The organism is Kitasatospora sp. NPDC101235, from assembly GCF_044767505.1.
Classification (GTDB): Bacteria; Actinomycetota; Actinomycetes; order Streptomycetales; family Streptomycetaceae; genus Kitasatospora.
In genome coordinates this window covers 396,405-420,499 of the sequence record NZ_JBIWNZ010000004.1, presented here as the reverse complement: position 1 = coordinate 420,499, position 24,095 = coordinate 396,405, and the positions used below count along the sequence as shown (strand labels likewise).

At 73.9% G+C, this 24,095-nt stretch carries 1 protein-coding gene; it reads right to left on the bottom strand.

Annotated features, from left to right (window positions below; genetic code table 11):
- Window positions 1–5: 5 nt before the first annotated feature.
- Entirely contained in the window at window positions 6–24,035 is a 24,030-nt protein-coding gene (locus ACIRRH_RS10560; RefSeq protein ID WP_403064674.1) for a non-ribosomal peptide synthase/polyketide synthase, read from the bottom strand.
- Window positions 24,036–24,095 lie beyond the last annotated feature (60 nt).

Below are 24,095 nucleotides of genomic sequence, written 5' to 3'. Positions count from 1 at the left end.
GGGAATCAGTCCTCCTGGTGGGAATGGGTGGTGTCGCCGGTCGCCTCGGTGATCCTGGCGGCCAGGATCGGCCCGATCTGGGCCAGTGAGCCGGCTTGGGTCATCCGGTCGTGCCGGGTGGTGATCTCGTGGGACTCGATCCGGCCGGCGACGTACGGACGCCAGATCTCGGGCTTGGCGTTGTCCTCGGCCCGGTCGATCGTGGAGTTGAACAGCAGCAGGTCTCCTTCGAACCTGCCGGGGACGAAGTCGACCGCCAGCTTCGCGTTGTTGATCATGATCTGGACGATGACCTCGATCTGCCGCTCGGTCAGGCCCTGCAGCGCGCTGCCCCGCCGGTTCAGGACCTCGGCGACCTCGGCGTAGGTCACCACCTGGTCGCCCAGCTCGTCCGGGTCGACGTCGAGCACACCGACGAGCACGTCCCGCTCGGTGGGCACCGGCACCTCCTCGAACTGCACGTCCTTCACCGGGTAGGCGTCGAGGATCGCCAGCAGCGCGGTCCGCTCGCCGCGCGACTGCAGCTCGCAGGCCACCGCGTGGGCGACCAGCCCGCCCGCGGACCAGCCGAGCAGCAGGTACGGGCCCTCCGGCCGGATCTTCTGGATCTGGTCGGCATAGTCGGCCGCCATCTCCTCGAAGGACGTCGGCAGCGGTTCGGGCCGGCCGAGGCCGCGCGCCTGGATCGCGTAGACCGGGTGCTGCGGGCCGAGGTGGTTCAGCAGCCCGCTGTACGACCAGCTGATGCCGCCGCCGGGGTGGATGCAGAACAGCGGCGTGCTGGTCCCGGTCGAACGCAGCGGCAGCACCACGTCCAACGCGTCGTCGGGATTGTCCATGACCAGGCGCTCGGTGAGACCGGCCACGGTCGGTGCCTCGAACAGCATGCGCAGGCCCAACTCCAGGCCGAGGGTCTCGCGGACCCGGGAGGCGAGGCGGGCGGCCAGCAGCGAGTGCCCGCCGAGGTCGAAGAAGTTGTCGTCGATCCGCACCTGCTCCCGGCCGAGGACCTCGGCGAACAGGCCGCACAGCAGCTGCTCCTGCGGCGTCCGGGGGCCGCGCCCGGCGTCCGACACCCCGTACTCGGGGGCCGGCAGGGCGGCCCGGTCGAGCTTTCCGTTGGCGGTCAGCGGCAGCGCGTCCACGGTGACGAACGCCGCCGGCACCATGTAGTCGGGCAGTTCGCGGCGCAGCCGGCCGGACAGCTCGCCCGTCTCGGGCGCCCCCTCGGGGGTGGGCACCAGGTAGGCGACCAGCCGCTTGTCGCCCGGCCGGTCCTCACGGGCGACCACGGCCGCCTGGGCGACGCCCGGGCAGCCCGCCAGGACCACCTCGATCTCTCCGGGCTCGATCCGCAGGCCGCGCAGCTTGACCTGGTGGTCGGCGCGTCCGGCGAACTCCAGCGTGCTGTCGGGACGCCACCACGCCAGGTCGCCGGTGCGGTACATCCGGCTCCCGGGCGGCCCGTACGGGTCGGCGGTGAAGCGCTCCGCCGTCAGGCCGGGCCGGCCGAGGTAGCCGCGGGCCACACCCGTCCCCGCGAGGTACAGCTCGCCGACCATGCCGGTCGGCACCGGCCGCAGCCGGGCGTCGAGCACGTAGGCGCGCATGTTCGCCATCGGCCCGCCGATCGGCACGGTCGCGGCGTGCTCGGGGAGGGTGCGCACCGGGTGGCAGGTGGCCAGGGTGGTGGCCTCGGTGGGCCCGTAGCCGTTGACCACCTCGATGCCGGGGCAGGCCGCCAGCACCCGGGCGACGGCGGCCGGGGAGACCACGTCACCGCCGGTCCACACCTCGCGCACCCCGGCGAGCAGGCCCGGCCGCTCCTCGGCGACCAGGCGGAACAGGCCCGCCGTCAGCCACAGTCCGGTCACCCCGTTCGCGGTGAGCGTGTGCTGGAGCAGGTCGAGGTCGAGCTGCTCGGGCGGTGCGACCACGACCCGGCCGCCGCCCAGCAGCGGCACCCACAGCTCGTAGGTGGAGAGGTCGAAGGCCGTCGGGGAGTGCATCAGCACCCGCTCGTGTCCGCCGCCCCGCCATTCGGGAGTGAGCGCGAGACCCACCACGTCACGGTGGGTGACGGCCACGCCCTTCGGCCGGCCGGTCGAGCCGGAGGTGTACATGATGTACGCCAACTGCCTCGGGTCACAGGGGACTTCCACGCAGGATGAGTCGGGCTCGGACTGCACCAGTGCGGTCAGCACCTCCTGGGTGAGCACCAGAGCGGCCCCGCTCTCCCGCAGGATCAGGTCGATCCGGGAGGAGGGGAAGCGCGAGTCGAGCGGCACGTAGGCGCCGCCCGCCTTGATGATCGCCAGGATCGCCACGACCAGCTCCGCCGAGCGGTCCAGCATGACCGCGACCGGCGTCTCCGGCCGCACGCCCTGGCGGATCAGAGCCCGCGCCAGGCGGTTGGCCCGCAGGTCGAGCTCCGCGTACGTCAGCTCGATACCGCCTGCCGCGACCGCGACCGCCTCCGGAGTGGCCCGTACCTGGCGGGCGAACAGCTCCGGCACCGCGGCCTCGGGCAGCTCGGCCGCGGCACCGTTGGACCCGGCGAGCAGTCGGCGGCGCTCCTCGTCGGACATGATGTCGATCCGGCTGATCGGCCGGTCGGGGTCGGCGACCGCCGCCCGCAGCAAGCGGGCCCAGCGCTCGAACAGCAGCTCCACGGTGGGTGCGTCGAACAGGTCGGTGGCGTACTCCACCGCGCCGACCAGACCGTCGGACCCACCGTCCGGGCGGAACTGCTCCGCCAGGCTGAACGTCAGGTCGACCCGTGAGGTCCCGGTCGGCGCTCCCAGGTGGCCGGTCTCCAGCCCCGGCAGCGCGAACTCGCCGAGCGGCGCGTTCTGCAGGGCCAGCATGATCTGGAACAGCGGGTGGTGGGCCAGCGACCGTACCGGGTTGACCACCTCGACCAGGTACTCGAACGGCACGTCCTGATGGTCGTACGCGGTGAGCGCCTTCTGCCGGACCCGGCCGAGCAGTTCGGCGAAGCCGGGGTCGCCGCCGGTGTCGGTGCGCAGCACCAGGGTGTTGACGAAGAACCCGACGAGCTCGTCCAGCGCCTGGTCGGTACGGCCGGCGATCGGACTGCCGATCGTGAGGTCCGTGCCGGCGCCGAGCCGGGTGAGCAGGGCGGCGAGGCCGGCCTGGAGCACCATGAACATGCTGGCGCCGCGCTCTGCGGCCAGGTCCCGCAGCGCCTGGTGCAGTTCGGCGTCCAGGCGGACCACCACCCGGTCGCCCAGCTGGGAGGCCACCGGCGGCCGGGGCCGGTCGGCGGGCAGCTGCACCTGCTGCGGGATTCCCGCCAACTCCTCCTTCCAGTAGGCCAGTTGCCGGGCGAACAGGCTGTCCGGGTCGGCGGCGTCACCGAGCAGGTCGCGTTGCCAAGCGGTGTAGTCGGCGTACTGCACCGGCAGCGGGGACCACTGCGGTTCCTCGCCCCGGCAGCGGGCCGCGTAGGCCGCGGCCAGGTCACCGGAGAGCGGGCCCATCGACCAGCCGTCGGCGGCGATGTGGTGCACCACGACCAGCAGCACGTGCCGGTCGGGGGCGAGGACGTACAGCTCCGCCCGGACCGGCGGCTCCGCAGCCAGGTCGAAGCCGCGTTGGGCCGTCTCCGCCAGCCGCTCGGCCAGCCTGCGCTCGTCCAGCTCGACCACCGGCAGTGCCGGGTGCGCCCGGTCGGCGCTCAGCACGACCTGGTACGGCACGCCGTCGGTCTCGCGGAAGACCGTCCGCAGGCTCTCGTGCCGGGCGACCACGTCCGCGAGCGCGGCGTGCAGGGCCGAGCGGTCGAGGCCGCCGGTCAGGCTCAGCGCGAGCGGCATGTTGTAGGTGGCGCTCGGCCCGTCCATCCGGTGCAGGAACCACAGACGGCGCTGGGCGAAGGACAGCGGCACGCGCTCCGGGCGGGGCCGGGCGGTCAGCGCGGGCCGCGCCGCTCCGGAGCCGTCCAGGCGGGCCGCCAGCCCGGCCACGGTCGGAGTCTCGAACAGCGTCCGGACCTCCAGCTCCGCACCGAGGGTCGCCCGGACCCGGGAGGCCAGGCGCGTCGCCAGCAGCGAGTGCCCGCCCAGGTCGAAGAAGCTGTCGTCGACACCGACCTGCGCCAGGCCGAGCACCTCGGCGAACAGCTCGGCGAGGAGCTGCTCCTGCGGGGTGCGCGGTGCCCGCCCGGCCGCGGCCGGACCGAGGTCGGGGGCGGGCAGCGCACGGCGGTCGAGCTTGCCGCTGGCCGTCAGCGGCAGCGTCTCCAGCGCCACGAACGCCGACGGGACCAGGTAGTCGGGCAGCCGGCCCCGCAGCCAGTCGCGGAGTTCACCGAGGAGGGCACCGGTGCCCCGGCTGCCGGTCGGGCGGTTGGTCAGCGAGGACAGCGCCCGGCCCGCGCCCCGGGCCGGGCGGTACGGCTCGACCGGGGAGCCGTGGAGCGTCCGCGGGTCGGCGAAGACGACGTCCACGGCGTCGGCCGCGGTGGCCGACCAGGTGACGACCACCGAGCGGCCGAACTCCGACCCGAGGGCGTGGAAGTCCTCCGGGTCGGGAAGGTCGCCCTCCTCCGGGGCGTGCAGCCGTTCCCGCAGCTCGGCGAGCGAGCCGTCGCCGTTCTGCACCGCCCGGGCCAGGGCTGCCTCGCGCACCACACGGCGGTTCGGCACCCCGGTGATCCGCAGCACGCCGGCGGGCGGCTGGGCGAGCAGCTCGCACAGCTCGTCCGGCCCGGCAACCTGCCGTCCCCACTCCAGCTCGACGGACCGGTCCGGGGCCGCCGGGGTGGTCGGCGCCTTGTGCAGCGCCACGTCGTAGCGGTAGCGGGTCAGCTCGTTGTGGTGGCGGCCGCGCTTGACCTCCACGGCCACCGCACCGATGTCCGTGCCGTGCTCCCGCAGGGCGGTGAAGAAATCCGGGTCGACCAGGAGTTCCTTCTCCACCCGGACGGCCTGCTCCACCGCGCGGCGCACCGCGCCGAGGTCGGCCTCGGCTCCGGTCCGGTGCAGCTGGACGGCCGTGGCCAGCGGGCGCAGCAGTCGCAGGTTGCGGACGTCGCCGATGAAGAGTGCGCCGCCGGGGGCGAGCAGGCCCATCAGCTTCTCGATCACGTCGGCGAGGTAGTCGGCGGACGGGAAGTACTGCACCACGGAGTTGATCACGATGGTGTCGAACTGCCCGGCCTGGAGCCCGTCGGTGTCGTGTGCCGGGCGGGTCTGGAGCACCACGCGCTCGGCGAGGTCCGCCTGCCGGGCGACCTGGGCGGTCAGTGCGTCGATCGCGGTGGCGGAGAAGTCGGTCGCCCAGTAGGTCTCGCAGTGCGGTGCGATCTGCGAGAGGAGCAGTCCGGTCCCGACGCCGACCTCCAGAACCCTGCGGGGGTGCAGGGCCAGGATGCGGGCCACGGTGGCGTCCCGCCACTCCCTCATCTGCTCGACGGGAATCGGGCTCGCGTCGTAACTGCTGTTCCAGCCGACGAAGTTCTGGCCGAAGGCGGCCTCGCCGGGGGTGATGGGCAGGGCGTCGTAGATGTCCTGCCACTCGCCCACGTGGTCCGCTTCCAGGCGGCTGTCCCGGGCCTCCTCCTGTCGGGGGACGACGTAGCCGACGAGCCGGTCGTCCTGGGCGAGGACGGCGGCCCGGGCGACGGCGGGGTGCTCGGCAAGCGCCGCCTCGACCTCGCCCGGCTCGACGCGGAAGCCGCGCACCTTCGCCTGGTCGTCGGCGCGACCGACGTATTCCAGCTGGCCGTCGGCACGGAAGCGCACCAGGTCGCCGGTGCGGTACATCCGAGCACCCTCAGGCCCGAACGGGCAGGCCACGAACCGCCCCGCCGTCAGGCCCGGCCGGTTCAGGTAGCCGCGCGACAGCCCGGCGCCCGCGACGTACAGCTCACCCGGTACGCCGGGCGGCACCGGCCGCAGCCGGTCGTCCAACACGTACACCTGCGCGTTGGCGATCGGCCGGCCGATCGGCGGCACGCCCGCCCCTGAGGACAGCGGGTCGCTCATGGTCGCGCAGACCGTCGTCTCGGTCGGACCGTACGCGTTGATCATCCGACGGCCGGGCGCCCAGCGGACCACCAGCTCCGGCGGGCAGGCCTCGCCCGCCACGACCAGCGTCGACACGGTCACCGAGCCCTCCGGCACGGCGGCCAGGACGGACGGCGGCACGGTCACGTGGGTGACCTTGAGGTCCGGGTCGGTCAGCGCGGCGAGCGGCTCGGCCGCGGGCGGCAGCACCAGGGCGGCGCCGCGCAGCAGGGCGGTGTAGATCTCCGACACGGAGGCGTCGAAGCTGGGCGAGGCGAACTGGAGCACCCGGCTGTCGGGTTCGATCGCGAACCGCTCGATCTGGGCGGCGACCAGGCTGGCGACCCCGCCGTGGCTGACCACGACGCCCTTGGGGCGGCCGGTCGAGCCCGAGGTGTAGATCACGTAGGCCGGATGCCGCACATCGAGCGCGACCACGGGATCCGTGTCCGGCCAGTCCCCGTCGCCCACCATCGCCGGGTCGTCGACCACCACCGAGGGACGGGCGTCGTCGAGCATGAACGCGATCCGCGCCTTCGGGTACGCCGGATCCACCGGAAGGTACGCGGCCCCGGCCTTCAGCACACCCAGGACCGCCACCACCGACTCCACCGACCGCGGCAACGCCACCGCCACCAACTGCTCCGGCCCCACACCCCGCGCGATCAGCGCATGCGCGAACCGGTTCGCCCGAACGTTCAACTCGCGGTACGTCAACTCCACATCGCCGCACACCAACGCGACCGCATCCGGCGTCGCCGCCACCTGCGCCGCGAATGCCTGCGGCACCGGGACGGCGCCCACCTCACGGGCGGTCGCGTTGCCCCGCTCCAGCAGCCGGTGCCGCTCGTCGGCGTCGAGGAGGTCGATCCCGCCGATCGCCTGCTCCGGATCCGCGGTGACCGCCTCCAGCAGCAGCGTCCAGCGCCGGACGAGGGCCTCGACCGTCGAGCGGTCGAACAGGTCGGTGGCGTACTCGGCCGCGCCGAGGATCCCGGCCGGGCTCCCGTCCGGACCGAACTGCTCGACCAGGCTCACCCCGAGGTCGAACTTGGCGGTTCCGGTGGCCACCGCGTAGGTGGCGACCTCCAGGCCGGGCAGTGAGAACCGGCCCATCGGCGCGTTCTGCACGGCCAGAATGGTCTGGAACAGCGGGTGGTGCGACAGCGACCGGGACGGGTTCAGCACCTCCACCAGGTGCTCGAACGGCACGTCCTGGTGCGCGTACGCCGACAGCGCCGTCTCCCGCACCCGCCCCAACAGCTCCGCGAAACTCGGATCCCCACTCGTGTCCGTCCGCAGCACCAGCGTGTTCACGAAGAACCCGACCAGGTCGTCCAGCGCCTCATCCGTACGCCCCGCGATCGGACTCCCGATCGGAATGTCCGTCCCTGCGCCCAACCGCGTGTACAGCGCCGCCAGCGCCGCCTGCAGCACCATGAACAGACTGGTGCCGGAGCGCCGCGCCAACTCGGTCAGAGCGGCGTGCAGTTCGGGGCTCAGCTCCAGGCCGACATGGTCCCCGCGCCATCCGGCCACGGCCGGCCGTGGCCGGTCGGCGGGCAGTTGGAGCAGCTCCGGCAGGTCGGACAGCTGCCGCTTCCAGTAGTCGAGCTGCTCGGCGAACCGGCTCCCGGGGTCGGCGACGTCGCCGAGCAGGTCGCGCTGCCAGAGGGTGTAGTCGGCGTACTGCACCGACAGGTTCGACCACCGCGGCACGCGACCCTCGCTCCGGGCGGCGTACGCCTCGGCCAGGTCGCGGGCCAGCGGGCCCGTGGACCAGCCGTCCCCGACGATGTGGTGCATCACCAGCAGCAGCACGTACTCGTCCGGCGCGACCGCGAAAAGCTCCGCCCGCAGCGGTGGTTCCGCAGCCAGGTCGAAGGGCTGCCGGGCGAACTCGGCCAGCCGCTCCGGAAGTTCGGCCCGGGACACCGCGGCCAGCCGGGCCCGGGGCCGGGCCTCGGCCGGGTCCAGGACGCGCTGGCACGGGACGCCGTCGACCTCCGGGAACACCGTCCGCAGGCTCTCGTGCCGCGCCGAGACGTCGGCCAGCGCCTCGCCCAACGCGGACCGGTCGAGCGTCCCGGTCAGCTGGAGCGCCAGCGGGATGTGGTAGGTCGCAGCGGTGCCGTCCATGCGGTGCAGGAACCAGAGCCGGCGCTGGGCGAAGGACAGCGGCACGTCCTCCGGCCGCTCCTGTGCGGTCAGCGCCGGGCGGGCCCGGCCGGCCCCGGCCAGCGCCTCGGCCAGACCCGCCACGGTGGGCGCCTGGAAGAGCGCGCGCAGCCCGACCTCCACGCCGAGCACCGAGCGCACCCGCGCGACCAGCCGGGTGGCGAGCAGGGAGTGCCCGCCCAGGTCGAAGAAGTCGTCGTCGACCCCGACCCGGGCCCGGCCCAGCACCTCGGCGAACAGCTCGCACAGGATCTGCTCCTGCGGCGTGCGCGGCGCCCGGCCCGCCTCCCTGGCCGTGGCCTCGGGCGCGGGCAACGCCGCCCGGTCCAACTTCCCGTTCGGCGTCAGCGGCAACACCTCCAGCAGCACGAACGCCGACGGCACCAGATAGTCCGGCAGGCGCTCGCGCAGGTGCGCCGCCAGCTCCGCCGGACGGACGGTCGCACCGGGACGGGCCGTCACGTAGCCGACGAGCCGGTCGTCCCCGACGAGGACGGCGGACTGCGCGACGGCGGGGTGCTCGGCCAGGGCCGCCTCGATCTCGCCGAGTTCGATGCGGAAGCCGCGCACCTTCACCTGCTGGTCGGCGCGGCCGACGTACTCCAGCTCGCCATCGACCCGACGCCGCGCCAGGTCGCCGGTGCGGTACATCCGCGCACCCTCCGGCCCGAACGGGCAGGCCACGAACCGCCCCGCCGTCAGGCCCGGCCGGTTCAGGTAGCCGCGCGACAGACCCGGGCCGGTGACGTACAACTCCCCTGCCACGCCCGGCGGTACGATGCGCAGCCGCTCGTCCAGCACGTACGCCCGGAAGCCCGCGACCGGCCGGCCGATCGGCGGCACGCCGGAGCCTGGGGAGAGCGGGTCGCTCATGGTCGCGCACACCGTGGTCTCGGTCGGACCGTACGCGTTGATCATCCGACGCCCGGGCGCCCAGCGCTCCACCAGCTCCGGCGGGCACGCCTCACCCGCCACCACCAGGGTGCCGGCCGTGACGTCGGCACTGTCCAGTGCTGCCAGGGCCGAGGGCGGCAGCGTCACGTGGGTGACGTCGAGCCGGCGGTCTGTCAGGGCCTCCAGCGGGGCCTCGGCAGGGGCCAGGACGAGGGCGGCGCCGGTGAGCAGGGCGCTGCACAGGTCCCAGAAGGACGCGTCGAAGCTGGGCGAGGCGAACTGGAGCACCCGGCTGCCCGGCATCACGCCGAGCCGCTCGATCTGTGCTCCCACCAGGCCCGACACGCCGGAGTGGCTGACCACGACGCCCTTGGGCCGACCGGTCGAGCCCGAGGTGTAGATCACGTACGCCGGATGCCGGACGTCGAGCGCGAGCTCGGGATCCGTGTCCGGCCAGTCTCCGTCGCCCACCATCGCCGGGTCGTCGACCACCAGCACCGGCTGGGCATCCGCCAGCATGAACGCGATCCGCGCCGCCGGGTACGCCGGATCCACCGGAAGGTACGCGGCCCCGGCCTTCAGCACACCCAGGACCGCCACCACCGACTCCACCGACCGCGGCAGCGCCACCGCCACCAACTGCTCCGGCCCCACACCCCGCGCGATCAGCGCATGCGCGAACCGGTTCGCCCTGGCATTCAACTGCCCGTACGTCAATGCGACATCGCCGCACACCAGCGCGACCGCGTCCGGCGTCGCCGCCACCTGCGCCGCCAGTAGCTCCGGCAGGCTCACCCCGGCCGCCCCGCCCTCGACGGCGGGCAGCAGCTCGCAGCGCTCCTCGGCGGACAGCAGGTCGATCCCGCCGATCGGCTGGTCGGGCGCGGCAGCGACCGCGGCCAGCAGCCTGGTCCACCGCGCGACCAGGGCCTCGACCGTCGAACGGTCGAACAGGTCGGTGCTGTACTCGACCGCACCGCTGAGCCCGGCCGGCGCGCCGTCGGGCCCGTGCTCCTCCGCGAACCCGAAGGTCAGGTCGAGCCGCGCGGTCCCGGTGAGCACGGCCACCCCGGAGACCTGGAGGCCCGGCAGCTCGAAATCACCTCCCGGCGCGTTCTGAACGACCAGCCCGGTCTGGAACAGCGGGTGGTGCGACAGCGACCGGGACGGATTCAGCGCCTCCACCAGGTGCTCGAACGGCACGTCCTGGTGCGCGTACGCCGACAGCGCCGTCTCCCGCACCCGCCCCAACAACTCGGCGAAACTCGGATCCCCACTCGTGTCCGTCCGCAGCACCAGCGTGTTCACGAAGAACCCGACCAGGTCGTCCAGCGCCTCATCCGTACGCCCCGCGATCGGACTCCCGATCGCGATGTCCGTGCCCGCACCCAACCGTGTGTACAGCGCCGCCAGCGCCGCCTGGAGCACCATGAACAGACTCGCACCCGAGCGTCGCGCCAACTCCACCAGCGCCGCGTGCAGTTCGGCGTCGATCCGGAGTTCCAGCAGGTCGCCGCTGTACGACATGGTGGCCGGGCGCGGCCGGTCGGCAGGCAGCTGCAGCTGTTCGGGCAGCCCGGCCAGCGCCTCGGTCCAGTAGGCGACCTGGCGGGCGAACACGCTGTCGGCGTCGCGCTCGTCGCCCAGGAGCTCGTGCTGCCACAGGGTGTAGTCGCCGTACGTCACCGGCAGCGGCGGCCAGGCCGGCGCCTCGCCACCCTGCCGGGTGGTGTAGGCGGTGGCCAGGTCACGGGCCAGCGGGCCCATGGACCAGCCGTCCCCGACGATGTGGTGCATCACCAGCAGCAGCACGTGCTCGTCCGGCGCGACCGCGAACAGCTCCGCCCGCAGCGGTACTTCCGAGGTCAGGTCGAAGCCCCGCACCGCCGCCTCGCGCAGCAGGGCGGGCACCTCCGCCTCGCCGGCCGCGCGCACCGTCAGCGGGACGGCGACCTCAGTGGTGTCCAGCACCCGCTGGTACGGCACTCCGGCGATGTGCGGGAAGACCGTGCGCAGGGTCTCGTGCCGGGCCACCACGTCCGCGAGCGCGGCGCTCAGCGCAGCCTGGTCGAGGTCACCGGACAGCCGCAGGGCCAGCGGCATGTGGTAGGTGGCGCTCGGCGCCCCGAACTGCTGGAGGAACCAGAGCCGGCGCTGTGCGAACGACAGCGGCATCGGTTCGCGGTGGGGCTGGGGCACCAGGGCCTGCCGCGCGGTGCCGGCGTCGTGCAGCCCGGCCGCCAGTCCGGCGGGTGTCGGGGTCCGGAACAGGCTGCGCAGCTCCAGCTCGACCCCGAGGGTCGCCCGGACCCGCGAGACCAGCCGGGTGGCGAGCAGGGAGTGCCCGCCCAGGTCGAAGAAGTCCTCCTCGACGCCGACCCGGGCCCGGCCCAGCACCTCGGCGAACAGCTCGCACAGGATCTGCTCCTGCGGCGTGCGCGGCGCCCGGCCCGCCTCCCTGGCCGTGGCCTCGGGCGCGGGCAACGCCGCCCGGTCCAACTTCCCGTTCGGCGTCAGCGGCAACGCCTCCAGCAGCACGAACACCGACGGCACCAGGTACTCCGGCACCCGGTCGCGCAGGTACGCCGCCAGCGCCACCGCGGTCGTCCCGGACCCGGCCAGGGGGACGACGTACGCGACGATCCGGTCCTCCCGGGCGAGCACCGCGACCTGGGCGACGCTAGGGTGGGCGGTCAGCTCGGCCTCGATCTCACCCGGCTCGATCCGGAACCCGCGCACCTTCACCTGGTGGTCGACCCGGCCGGCGAACTCCAGCTCGCCGTCGGCGCGCCAGCGCGCCAGGTCGCCGGTGCGGTACATCCGCGAACCGGCCGGCCCGTACGGGTCGGCGACGAAGCGCCCGGCGCTGAGCCCGGGCCGGTTCAGATAGCCACGGGCCAGCCCCGTCCCGCCGAGGTACAGCTCGCCCAGCACACCGGGGGCGACCGGCCGCAGGCACGAATCCAGCACGTAGGCACGGCAGTTGGCGATCGGGCGGCCGATCGGTACCGGCAGCGGGCAGTCGGCCGGGTCGGCCGGCAGCGAGTAGGCGGTGATCACATGGGTCTCGGCGGGCCCGTAGTGGTTGTGCAGCACCCGGCCCGGCCGACGGGACTGGAAGCGGCGCACGGCACCGCCCAGCCGCATCGCCTCGCCGGCCTGGGCGACCAACCGCAGGCTCGGCAGGTCCAGTCCGGCCTCCTCGGCGGCCTCGGCCAGTGCCTCGACCACCAGGTTCGGTGCGAACAGCTCGGCCACCTCGTGCCGGTCCAGCCAGCGGGCGAACAGCTCCGCGCTGCGGCGCTGCTCCTCGGTCGGCACCACCAGGGTCTTGCCGTACAGCAGCGCGGACAGCACCTCCTGCACCGAGACGTCGAAGCTGATCGCGGTGAACTGCGCGGTGCGCGTGCCGGGCTCGCCGCCGACGGCCCGGTGGTGCCACTCCAACAGGTTCAGCAGTCCGGCGGCGGGCATCACCACGGCCTTGGGCCGGCCGGTGGAGCCGGAGGTGTAGATGACGTAGGCCGGGTGCCGGGCGTCCACGGGGACGGCCGGATCGTGCTCCGGCTGCTCGTCGGACGGTGTGACGGCCGCGAGGTCGTCGAGCACCACGGCCGGGCGGGCGTCCTCCAGCATGTAGGCAATGCGGGCGGCCGGGTAGTCCGGGTCGATCGGCAGGTACGCCGCGCCCGTCTTGAGCACCGCGAGGACGGCGACCACCAGCTCGGCGGAGCGCGGCAGCCGCAGGGCGACGACCTGCTCCGGCCCCGCCCCGCGCGCGATCAGCGCGTGGGCCAGGCGGTTGGCCCGGCGGTTCAGCTCGCGGTAGGTCAGCGCGGTGTCCTCGAACACCACCGCCGGGGCCTCGGGGGTCGCCCGGACCCGTGCCTCGAACAGGGCGGGCAGGCCGGCGTCGGGAACCGGGCGGGCGGTGTCGTTGCGCTCGACCAGCAGCTCGTGCCGCTCCTCGGCGGTGAGGACGTCGATCCGGCTCAGCGGCCGCTCCGGATCGGCGACCACCGCCGCCAGCAGCCGCAGCCACCGGGCGACCAGCGTCTCCACCGTGGCGGGGTCGAACAGGTCGGTGCTGTACTCGACCCGCCCGACGATGCCCTCGGCCGGCCCGCCGGTGCCGCCGCGCTCCAGCAGGTGGAAGCCGAGGTCGAACATCGCGGTGGGTGTCCGTACCAGGAGGATCTCGGAGCGGAGCCCGTCCAGCGCGAACTCGGTGCGGGGCACGTTCTGCAGCGCGAGCAGCACCTGGAACAGCGGCTGACGGGCGAGCGACCGGGCCGGGTTGAGGGCCTCGACGACGTGCTCGAACGGCAGGTCCTGGTGCGCGTACGCGGCCAGGGCGCCCTCCCGGACCCGGGCCAGCAGCTCCGCGAAGGTCGGGTCGCCCGAGGTGTCGGTGCGCAGCACCAGGGTGTTGACGAAGAAGCCGACGAGGTCGTCCAGCGCCTGGTCCGTCCGGCCGGCGATCAGGCTGCCGACCGGGATGTCCGTGCCCGCGCCGAGCTTGTCCAGCAGCGATGCCAGGGCGGCCTGCAGCACCATGTACACGCTGGCACCGTGCTCCCGGCCCAGCCGGACCAGTCCGGCGTGCAGTTCGGCGTCCAGTTCGATCGCGAGGTGTCCTCCGGCGTAGGAGGGGGTCGCGGGACGGTGGCGGTCGGCAGGGAGCCGGATCTGCTCGGGCAGGTCGGCCAGCGTCCGCGTCCAGTGGGCCGTCTGGCGGGCGAACAGGCTGTCCGGGTCGGCCGCGTCGCCGAGCAACCGGTTCTGCCACAGGGTGTAGTCGGCGTACTGCACGGGCAGCGGCGCCCACTGCGGCTCCTCGCCCCGGCGGCGTGCCGCGTACGCGGTGGCCAGGTCGGCCGACAACGGGCCCAGCGACCAGCCGTCACCGGCGATGTGGTGCATCACCACCAGCAGCACGTGCTCGTCCGGCGCCGCCTCGAACAGCTCGGCGCGCAGCGGCGGTTCGGTCGCGAGGTCGAATCCGCGCGCCACCGCTGCCGCCAGCAGCCCCGGCAGGTCCGCCGTGCCCGCCCGGGTGACGGCCAGCCGGGGCGGGGCCGTCCCGGCGTCCAGCACCGCCTGGTGGGGCACCCCGTCGACCTGAGGGTAGATCGTGCGCAGGCTCTCGTGCCGGGCGACGACGTCGCCGAGCGCCGCCTGCAGGGCCGCCCGGTCGAGTTTGCCGGTCAGCCGCCACGCCAACGGCATGTTGTAGACCGAGCCTGCGCCCTCCAGCTGGTGCAGGAACCACAGCCGTCGCTGCGCGAACGACAGCGGCACCGGGTCGGGCCGCTCCGCGCGGCGCAGCGCGAGCCGCGCCCGGCCGGCCCCGCCGAGCCCGGCGGCCAGCCCGGCCACCGTCGGCGTCTCGAAGAGGGCGCGCAGCTCCAGTTCAACTCCGAGGGTCGCGCGTGCCCGGGCCACCAGCCGGGTGGCCAGCAGGGAGTGCCCGCCGAGGTCGAAGAAGTCGTCGTCGGCCCCGACCTCGGCCACGCCCAGCACCTCGGCGAACAGCTCCGCGAGGACCTGCTCCTGCGGGGTGCGCGGGGCCCGGCCGGTCCGCGCCGCGGTGTGGGCGGGCGCGGGCAGCGCGCGTCGGTCCAGCTTGCCGCTGGCCGTCAGCGGCAGGCTCTCCAGGAGCACGAAGGCGGCCGGGACCATGTAGTCCGGCAGTCGCTCGCGCAGGTGTGCCCGCAGCTCGTCCGGATGGAGCTCCGCCCCGGTTACGGGCACCAGGTAGGCGACCAGTCGGATGTCCTCCGCCCGGTCCTCCCGGACGATCACGGCGGCCTGCGCGACCTGCGGGTGTTCCGCCAGTGCCGCCTCGATCTCGCCGAGTTCGATCCGGAAGCCGCGCACCTTGACCTGGTCGTCGGTCCGGCCGAGGAACTCCAGGTTCCCTCCCCCAGCCTCCGGCCGGGGGGACCCCCAGGCACCCCACCGCACCAGGTCACCGGTGCGGTACATCCGTGATCCATGCGGCCCGAACGGGTCCGCCACGAACCGCGCCGCAGTCAGCCCCGGCCGGTTCAGGTAGCCGCGCGCCAGGCCCAGACCGGCGATGTACAGCTCACCCGGCACGCCCGCGGGCACCGGCTGCAACGCGGCGTCGAGCACGTACACCCGGACACCGCCGAGGGGCCGGCCGATCACCTGGTGCGGGCTCGACTCCAGCGGCGCGAAGACCGAGTCCACCGTGCACTCGGACGGCCCGTAGTAGTTCAGGGAGGACACCCCGTCGGCGGCCCGCAGCCGCTCCCACAGCTGCTCCGGAACGACCTCCCCGCCCAACCCGACCACCGACGGACGCCACCGCGGGTCATCCAACAGTCCGTGCTCGACCAGGACTTGCAGGTAGGACGGGGTGCCGCCGACAGTGTCCAGCCCGGCCCGCGCGGCGTACTCGAGGTAGGCGTCCGGGTCGGTCCAGGTCGCCTCGTCCAGGACGTGCAGCTCGTGGCCGGCGTACAGGGCGAGCAGCTGGTCGCAGGAGGCGTCGAACGACACGGACGTCGTCATCCCCACCCGCAGCCGCTCCTTCGTCCGTTGGGGGAACATCAGCGGCCGCTGGTTGGCGAACAGGTTGACCAGACCGCCGTGCGTCGACAACACACCCTTGGGCCGCCCGGTGGACCCGGAGGTGTAGATGACGTACGCCGGATGGCCCGGATCGATCGCCACCGCAGGGTCCGTGGCCCGGCAGTCCGCCACCAGCGCGGCGGTCTCCGGATCGTCGACCACCAGCCACCCGGCGGAACCGGCCTCCGGCAGCCGGCCCCGGGTGCGGGCGTCGGTCACCACCAGGACCGGCCGGGCGTCGTCGAGCATGTACCCGATCCGCGCGGCCGGGTACTCCGGATCGAGCGGGAGGTACGCCGCGCCGGTCTTCAGCACCGCGAGGATCGCCACCACCAGCTCGGCCGCCCTCGGCAGCGAAACCGCCACCAGCCGCTCCGGCCCTACACCCCGCGCGATCAGCGCGTGCGCCAGCCGGTTCGCCCGCGCGTCCAACTCCGCATACGTCAGCGACGCATCCGATGCCACCACCGCGAGGGCGTCCGGAATCGCCCGCACCTGAGCCCGGAACAGCTCCGGCAGGCTCTCGGTGAAGGCCGGGGCCTCCGGGCCGGTACCCAGTGCCGCCAGCTCGGCGCGTTCCTCGGCGGCGAGCAGGCCGAACCGGCTGAGCCGCCGCTGCGGGTCGGTGACCACGGCGCGGAGCAGCCGCTCCCACCGCCCGATCATCGTCTCGACGGTGGCCGGGTCGTACAGGTCACCGGCGTACTCGACGAAGCAGTCGATCCCCTCCGGAGTGGGGGCACCTCCCGGGCCGCCAGGCCCAGGGGGACCGTCCTGCGCGTGCCGCTCGGACATGGTGAAGATCAGGTCGAGCTTGGCGGTGGTCGACGTCAACGGCATGTCGCCGACGCGCAGCCCGGGCGGCGCGAAGTCGGCGCGGGGCGCGTTCTGCAGCACCAGCATGACCTGGAACAGCGGGTGGTGCGCCAGCGAGCGCATCGGGTTGAGGACTTCGACCAGGTGCTCGAACGGAAGGTCCTGGTTGGCGTACCCGGCCAGCGAGGTGTCCCGGACCCGGCCCAGCAGCTCGGCGAAGGTCGGATCGCCCGAGGTGTCGGTACGGAACACCAGGGTGTTGACGAAGTAGCCGACCAGCTCGTCCTGCGCCTGGTCGGTCCGGCCGGCGACCGGGCTGCCGACCGGGATGTCGTCGCCCGCCCCGAGCTTGCTCAGCAGCGCCGCCAGCCCGGCCTGGAGGACCATGAACAGACTGGTCCCGTGCGCGCGGGCGAGCTCGCGCAGACCGCGGTGCAGCTCGGCGTCCAGCTCGGCGTGCACGGATCCACCGCGGTGCGAGGCGATCGCCGGGCGGGACCGGTCGGTGGGCAGCTGGATCCGCTCCGGCAGGCCGGCCAGCTGCCGGGTCCAGTAGGCCGCCTGGGCGGCGAACAGGCTGTCCGGGTCGATGGAGTCGCCGAGCAGTTCGTGCTGCCACAGGGTGTAGTCGGCGTACTGGACCGGCAGCTCCCCCCACTGCGGCTCCTCGCCGCGGCAGCGCGCCGCGTAGGCGGCGGTCAGGCCCTGCGCGAGCGGGCCCAGCGACCAGCCGTCACCGGCGATGTGGTGGAGCACCACCTGGAACACGTGCTCGTCCGGTGCCAGCTCGAACAGCTCGGCACGCAGCGGCACATCGACCGCGAGGTCGAACCGACGGGCCTTCGCTTCCGCCATCACGGCCGGCAGCTCCGCCTCGGTGGTCCGGCTCACGAGCAGCCGCGGGCAGGCTGCCACGACGTCCAGCACCTGCTGGTACGGCACGCCGTCGACCGCCGGGAAAACGGTGCGCAGGCTCTCGTGCCGGGCCACCACGTCCGCCACGGCGGCCTCCAGGGCCCGCCGGTCCAGATCCCCGGACAGCCGCCAGGCCAAGGAGATGTGGTAGTTCGCGCTGGAGCCCTCCAGCTGGTGCAGGAACCACAGCCGCCGCTGCGCGAACGACAGCGGGATCACCTCGGGGCGCTCGCGCCGTGCCAGGGCGGCCTGCGCCGGTCCGGCCGCCACGAGGGCAGCGGCCAGGCCGGCCGGGGTCGGAGCCTCGAACAGCGTGCGCAGCGGCATTTCCACGCCGAGCGTTGCGCGGATCCGGGCGGCCAGGCGGGTGGCCAACAGCGAGTGCCCGCCCAGGTCGAAGAAGCCGTCCTCGACGCCGGCCGACGCCACGCCCAGGACCTCGGCGAACAGCTCGCAGAGGATCTGCTCCTGCGGGGTGCGCGGCGCACGGGTGGTGGCCGCCGGGGCGAGGTCGGGTTGGGGCAGCGCCCGGTGGTCCAGCTTGCCGTTGGCGGTCAGCGGCAGGCTCTCCAGGGTGACGAACGCCGCCGGCACCATGTGCTCCGGCAGCCACTCACGCAGGTGCTCGCGCAGTTCGGCCGCGCGCGGGACGGCACCCGGGGCGGGTACCAGGTACGCGACCAGCCGGGTGTCGTCGGTGCGGTCCTGCCGGGCCAGCACGGCGACCTGCGCGACGCTCGGGTGGGCTGCCAGCGCCGCCTCGATCTCGCCGAGCTCGATCCGGAAGCCACGCACCTTCACCTGCTGGTCGGCCCGGCCGACGTAGCACAGACTCCCGTCCGCGGCCCGGCGCACCACGTCGCCGCTGCGGTACATCCGGGAGCCGGCCGGTCCGAAGGGGTCGGCGACGAACCGCCCGGCGGTCAGGCCCGGACGGTTCAGGTAGCCGCGCGCCAGCCCGGGGCCCGCGACGTACAGCTCGCCCGCGACACCCGGGGCCACCGGCCGCAGACCGCTGTCGAGCACGTACGTCCGCAGGTCCGGGAGGGCCGTGCCGATCTGGCCGGCGGCGGTGCCGGAGCGGTCGAGAGCCGCGTACGTGACGTGCACCGTGGTCTCGGTGATGCCGTACATGTTGACCAGCCGCGGCGCGTCCTCCGGGTGCCGCTCGTACCAGCTCGCGAGCCGGGCGTGCTCCAGCGCCTCGCCGCCGAACACCACGGTGCGCAGGGCGAGTCGGCGGCCGGTCTCCGGGGCCTCCGCGTCCGCCTGCATCAGCTGGTAGAAGGCGGACGGCGTCTGGTTGAGCACCGTCACCCGCTCGCGGGCGAGGAGTTCCAGGAAACGGTGCGGCGAGCGGCTGGTCTCGTGGTCCACGACCACCAGTCGGCCGCCGTGGAGCAGCGCGCCCCACAGCTCCCACACCGAGAAGTCGAAGGCGTAGGAGTGGAAGAGCGTCCAGACGTCGTCGGCGGTGAAGCCGAACAGCGCCCGGGTGGTGTCGAACAGCCGCACCACGTTCCGGTGCGGGACGACCACGCCCTTGGGGTTGCCGGTGGAGCCGGAGGTGTGGATGACGTAGGCCGCATGACCGGGCTCGACCGAGACCTGCGGGTCGGTGTCCGGCCGTCCGCCCAGGTCGAGCGCGTCCAGCAGCAGCCGGTCCACCGGCTCCGCACCCGGCAGCTCACCGATCCCGCTCGTCGTCAGCAGCAGCCACGGCCGGGTGTCCTGGAGCAGGTAGGCGATCCGGGCCACCGGGTACCGCGGGTCCACCGGCACGTACGCGGCGCCGGTCTTGAGCACCGCGAGCACCGCCACCACCAGGTCCGCCGAGCGCGGCAGGGCCAGCGCCACCAGCTGCTCCGGGCCCACGCCCCGGTCGATCAGCGTGTGCGCGAGCCGGTTCGCCCTGGCGTTCAACTCGCCGTAGGTCAGGGCGACTTCGCCGTCCGTCAGGGCGACGGCGGCCGGGTCCGCCCGAACCTGCCGCTCGAAGAGCGCGGTCAGGCTGCTCTCCGGCGCCTCCTCCCCTCGGTCGGTACGGGCCGGGAGCAGCGCTCGGAGCTCCTCCGTGGAGAGCACGTCCACCCGGCCGATCCGCCGGCCGGGGTCGGCGACCACGGCTTGCAGCAGCCGCAGCCACCGGTCGGCGATCCCTGCCACGGTGGCCTCGTCGAACAGGTCGGTGCTGTACTCCACCACGCCCGACAGCCCTTCCCCTCCGGCCTGTTCGGCCAGGATGAAGGTCAGGTCGCACTTGGCCGTCCCGGTGTGGACCAGGTCTGTCGCCACCCGCAACCCCGGCAGGTCGAACGTGCCGAGCGGCGCGTTCTGCAGGGCGAGCATGGTCTGGAAGAGGGGGTGGTGCGCCAGCGTCCGGGTCGGGTTCAGCGCCTCCACGAGGTGCTCGAACGGCACGTCCTGGTGCGCGTACGCGGCCAGCGCGTCGGAGCGCACCCGGCCCAGCAGTTCGGTGAACGACGGGTCGCCGGACAGGTCGGTGCGCAGCACCAGGGTGTTGACGAAGAAGCCGACCAGCTCGTCCAGGGCCTCGTCGGTGCGGCCCGCGATCGGCGTGCCGATCGGGACGTCGGTGCCGGCGCCGAGCTTGCCCAGCAGGGCGGCCAGCCCGGCCTGGAGCACCATGAAGAGGCTGGCGCCGCCGTCGCGGGCGAGCGCGCGCAGGCCCTGGTGCAGGTCGGCGTCGATCCGCACCGGCAGGTGGGCGCCCCGGTAGGACATCACCGCCGGGCGGGGCCGGTCGAAGGGCAGCTCCACCTGCTCGGGAAGGTCTGCCAGCTGCTCCCGCCAGTACGCGAGCTGGCCACTCAGCAGGCTGTCCGGGTCGGCGCCGTCACCGAGCAGCTCCCGCTGCCAGAGGGCGTAGTCGGCGTACTGGACCGGCAGCGGCGACCACTCGGGCTTCGCCCCCTCGCAGCGGGCCGCATAGGCCGCCGTCAGGTCCCGCGAGAGCGGCCCCGTCGACCAGCCGTCACCGGCGATGTGGTGCACCACCAGCAGCAGTAGGTGTTCCTCCCGCCCGAGCCGGAACAGCTCGGCGTGCAGTGGTGGCTCCTCCGCCAGCTCGAAGCCGTACCGCGCCGCCTCCGCCAGCCGGTCCGGCAGGTCGCGCTCGCCAGCCTCGGTCACCCGCAGCCGCGGCCGTGCCGCGTCGAGGTCCAGCACGTGCTGGCAGGGCACGCCGTCGACCACGGGGAAGGTGGTGCGCAGGCTCTCGTGCCGCCCGACCACGTCCGCCAGGGCGGCCTCCAGGGCCCGCTGGTCGAGGTCTCCGGACAGCCTCAGCGTCAGCGGGATGTTGTAGGTGGCGCTGGGGCCCTCCATGCGGTGCAGGAACCACAGCCGGCGCTGGGCGAAGGACAGCGGGACCGTCCCGGGCCGTTCACGCGCCGCGAGCGCGGGCCGGGCCCGGCCCGCGGCGTCCACCGCCGCCGCCAGTTCCGCGACCGTCGGCGCGTCGAACAGGTCGCGCAGCCTCAGTTCCACGCCCAGCACCGACCGCGCCCGGGCGACCAGTCGGGTGGCCAGCAGGGAGTGCCCGCCGAAGTCGAAGAAGTCGTCGTCGGCGCCGATCTCCGGGACCCCGAGCACCTTGGCGAACAGCCCGGCCAGCAGGTGCTCGGTCGCCGTGCGCGGAGCGCGGCCGGGGTCTGCCGACTGCCGGTCGGGTTCCGGGAGGGCCTGCCGGTCGAGCTTGCCGTTCGGGGTCAGCGGCAGCGCGTCCAGCAGCACGTAGGCGGCCGGCACCATGTGCTTGGGCAGCCGCTCCCGCAGGTGTTCGCGCAGGGCGGTGTCGGTCACCGCAGTGCCGGGCTCGGGAACGGCGTACGCGACCAGCCGGGGTTCCTCCTCGGTGCGCACCACGACGGCGGCCCGGGCGACCTGCGGGTGTTCGGCGAGGACGGCCTCGATCTCGCCGAGTTCCACCCGGAAGCCGCGGATCTTGACCTGGTCGTCCGTGCGCCCCAGGAACTCCAGGTTCCCTCCCCCAGCCTCCGGCCGGGGGGACCCCCAGGCACTCCAGCGCACCAGGTCGCCGGTGCGGTACATCCTGGCGCCCGGGGAGCCGAACGGGTCCGCCACGAACCGTCCGGCGGTCAGCCCCGGCCGGTTCAGGTAGCCACGGGCCACAGGGGCGCCCGCGATGTACAGTTCGCCCACCACGCCGGCCGGCAACGGCCGCAGGGCTCCGTCGAGCACGTACAGCCGGGTGTTGGTGACGGGCCGGCCGATGACCGGGCGCGGGCTCGAACCCACGGGTGCGACCACCGAGTTGACCGTGCACTCGGACGGTCCGTAGAGGTTCAGGCAGGACACCCCGTCCGCCGCCCGCAACTGCTCCCACAGCCGCTCCGGAACAGCCTCGCCGCCCGCGGCGACCACCGCCGGACGGCGCTGCGGATCGTTCAACAGCCCGTGCGCGACGAGCACCCGCAGGTAGGACGGGGTGGCCTCGACGAAGTCCAGCTCGCACCGCGCGGCGTAGTCGACGAAGGCGTCCGGGTCGGTCCAGGTCGCGTGCTCCAGGACGTGCAGCTCGTGGCCCCCGAACAGGGCGAGCAGCTGGTTCCAGGAGGCGTCGAAGGACACCGAGGTGGTCAGCGCCACCCGCAGCCGCTTCCCCTCCTTCAACAGCTGCGCGAAGTGCACCTGCCGGTGATCGGTGAGCAGGTTGAGCAGGCCGCCATGGGTCGGTACCACGCCCTTGGGCCGTCCGGTGGAACCGGAGGTGTAGATGACGTACGCCGGATGGCCCGGATCGACGGCCACCGCCGGGTCCGCCGCCGGGAGCCCCGCCACCAGGTCAGCCGTCTCCGGGTCGTCGAGGAGCAGCCGGGCGGCCGCGCCCGCCTCGGGCAGCCGGTCCTCGCTGCGGGTGTCGGTCACCACCAGGGCCGGGCGGGCGTCGTCGAGCATGTGCCCGATCCGGGCCGCCGGGTACTCGGGATCGACCGGGACGTAGGCCGCCCCGGTCTTCAGCACCGCGAGGATCGCCACCACCAGCTCGGCCGACCTCGGCAGGGCCACCGCCACCAGCCGCTCCGGCCCCGCACCCCGGGCGATCAGGGCATGCGCCAGCCGGTTCGCGCGTTCGTCCAGTTCCGCGTAGGTCAGCGAGACGTCCCCGCACACCAGTGCGACGAGGTCCGGCGTCGCGCGCACGTGCTTCCGGAACAGCTCCGGCAGGCTCTCGGCCGGGAGCTCCGCCGCCGGCCCGGTGCCGAGGGCCGCCACCTCGCGGTGCTCCTCGGCCGTGAGCAGGTCGATCCGGCCCACCGCCTCGTCCGGGTCGCAGTCCGCAACGGCGTCGAGCAGGTCGATCAGCCGCTGCCGGTGGGCGGCGAGGTCGGCGTCGCCGTACGCCTCGGGCGAACCGTGGAGCCTGAGCAACGGGGGGTTGCCGTCCCGGTAGTCGAACACCCAGACGGCGAGGTCGGTGGTCGACCCCGACACGAAGTGGTGCACCGAGGCGGGGTGCCCGGCGAAGCTCGGCCTGGAGTTGAAGGCCATGATGTTGACGATCAGCGGGAACGCCGTCCCGATGCTGCCGGGCGCGCCGAGGTCCCGCAGCAGGTCCTCGCTCCGGTACCGCTCGTGCGCGACGGCCGCCTCGACCTCCCGGGCCACCTGGGCGACGAGGTCACGCCACCGCATGTCCGGTCGTACCGTCAGCCGCAGGGGCACCACGTTGGACATCGTGCCCGGCGCCGACATCAGGCCGCGGTCGGCGGACCGACGGGCCGTGACGGGGAGGGCGAGCACCACGTCCTGCGTGCCGGTCAGCCGGTGCGCGTAGAGCGCCGCCGCCGCGATCACCAGGCGGGACCACCGGACACCGGTCCTCCCCGCCGCGGCCCGCAGCGCGTCCGGGCGCCGCAGTTCCCGCTCCTCGGCCAGGCGGAGCGCGCGGTTCGGGTCGGTCGCGGCCGTGTCGGCGAGCCGCGTCGGGGCCGGCCGGTCCGCGAAGCGTTCCGTCCAGTAGTCGCGGTCGGCGGTGAAGTCCGCCGACGCGCGGTAGGCGGCGTCGCTGTCGACCAGGTCCCGCAGCGAGCCGAACGGCGACGGCGGCACCCGACCGCCCTCGGCCAAGGCCGAGTACACGTCGGCGACCCGCTGCCTGACCAGGGCGCTGCTGATCGCGTCCAGCACCACGTGGTGGTAGTTCAGGTACCAGAGGAACTCCGTCGGCGACAGCCGGATCAGCGCGTGCCCGAACAGCGGGTCGCGCGCGAGGTCCAGCGGGCGCATCAGGTCCCGCTCCATCCACTCCATGGCCGCCGCACGGGGTGCGGCTTCCCCGCTGAGGTCCAGGTGCGCCGGTGCCCAGTCCCAGGTCGCGCGGAGGACCTGGCGCGGGCCTTCGCCGTCGTCGACGAAGGTCACGTGCAGGGCGTCGACCTCGTCGACCACCCGGCGCAGCGCGGCCTCGAACAGCGCCGGCTCGACCGGCCCGTGGATCTCCAGGCACTCACCGACGCGGTAACCCGGAATCGGCGTCCGGGAGCGCTGCTCGGCGAGCCAGATCTCACGCTGGGCCGCGGTCAGGGGAAGGACGTCGCCGTCGCGACGGGGCATGGGGGTACCTCCAGAAGTGTGGGCGGGCATATGCGCACGGCACGCCGGGCCACGCCGACC

Bases quoted from the DNA above. Each gene is read 5' to 3' on its own strand.
- ACIRRH_RS10560 (WP_403064674.1), bottom strand. From the start codon at position 24,035: ATGCCCCGTCGCGACGGCGACGTCCTTCCCCTGACCGCGGCCCAGCGT.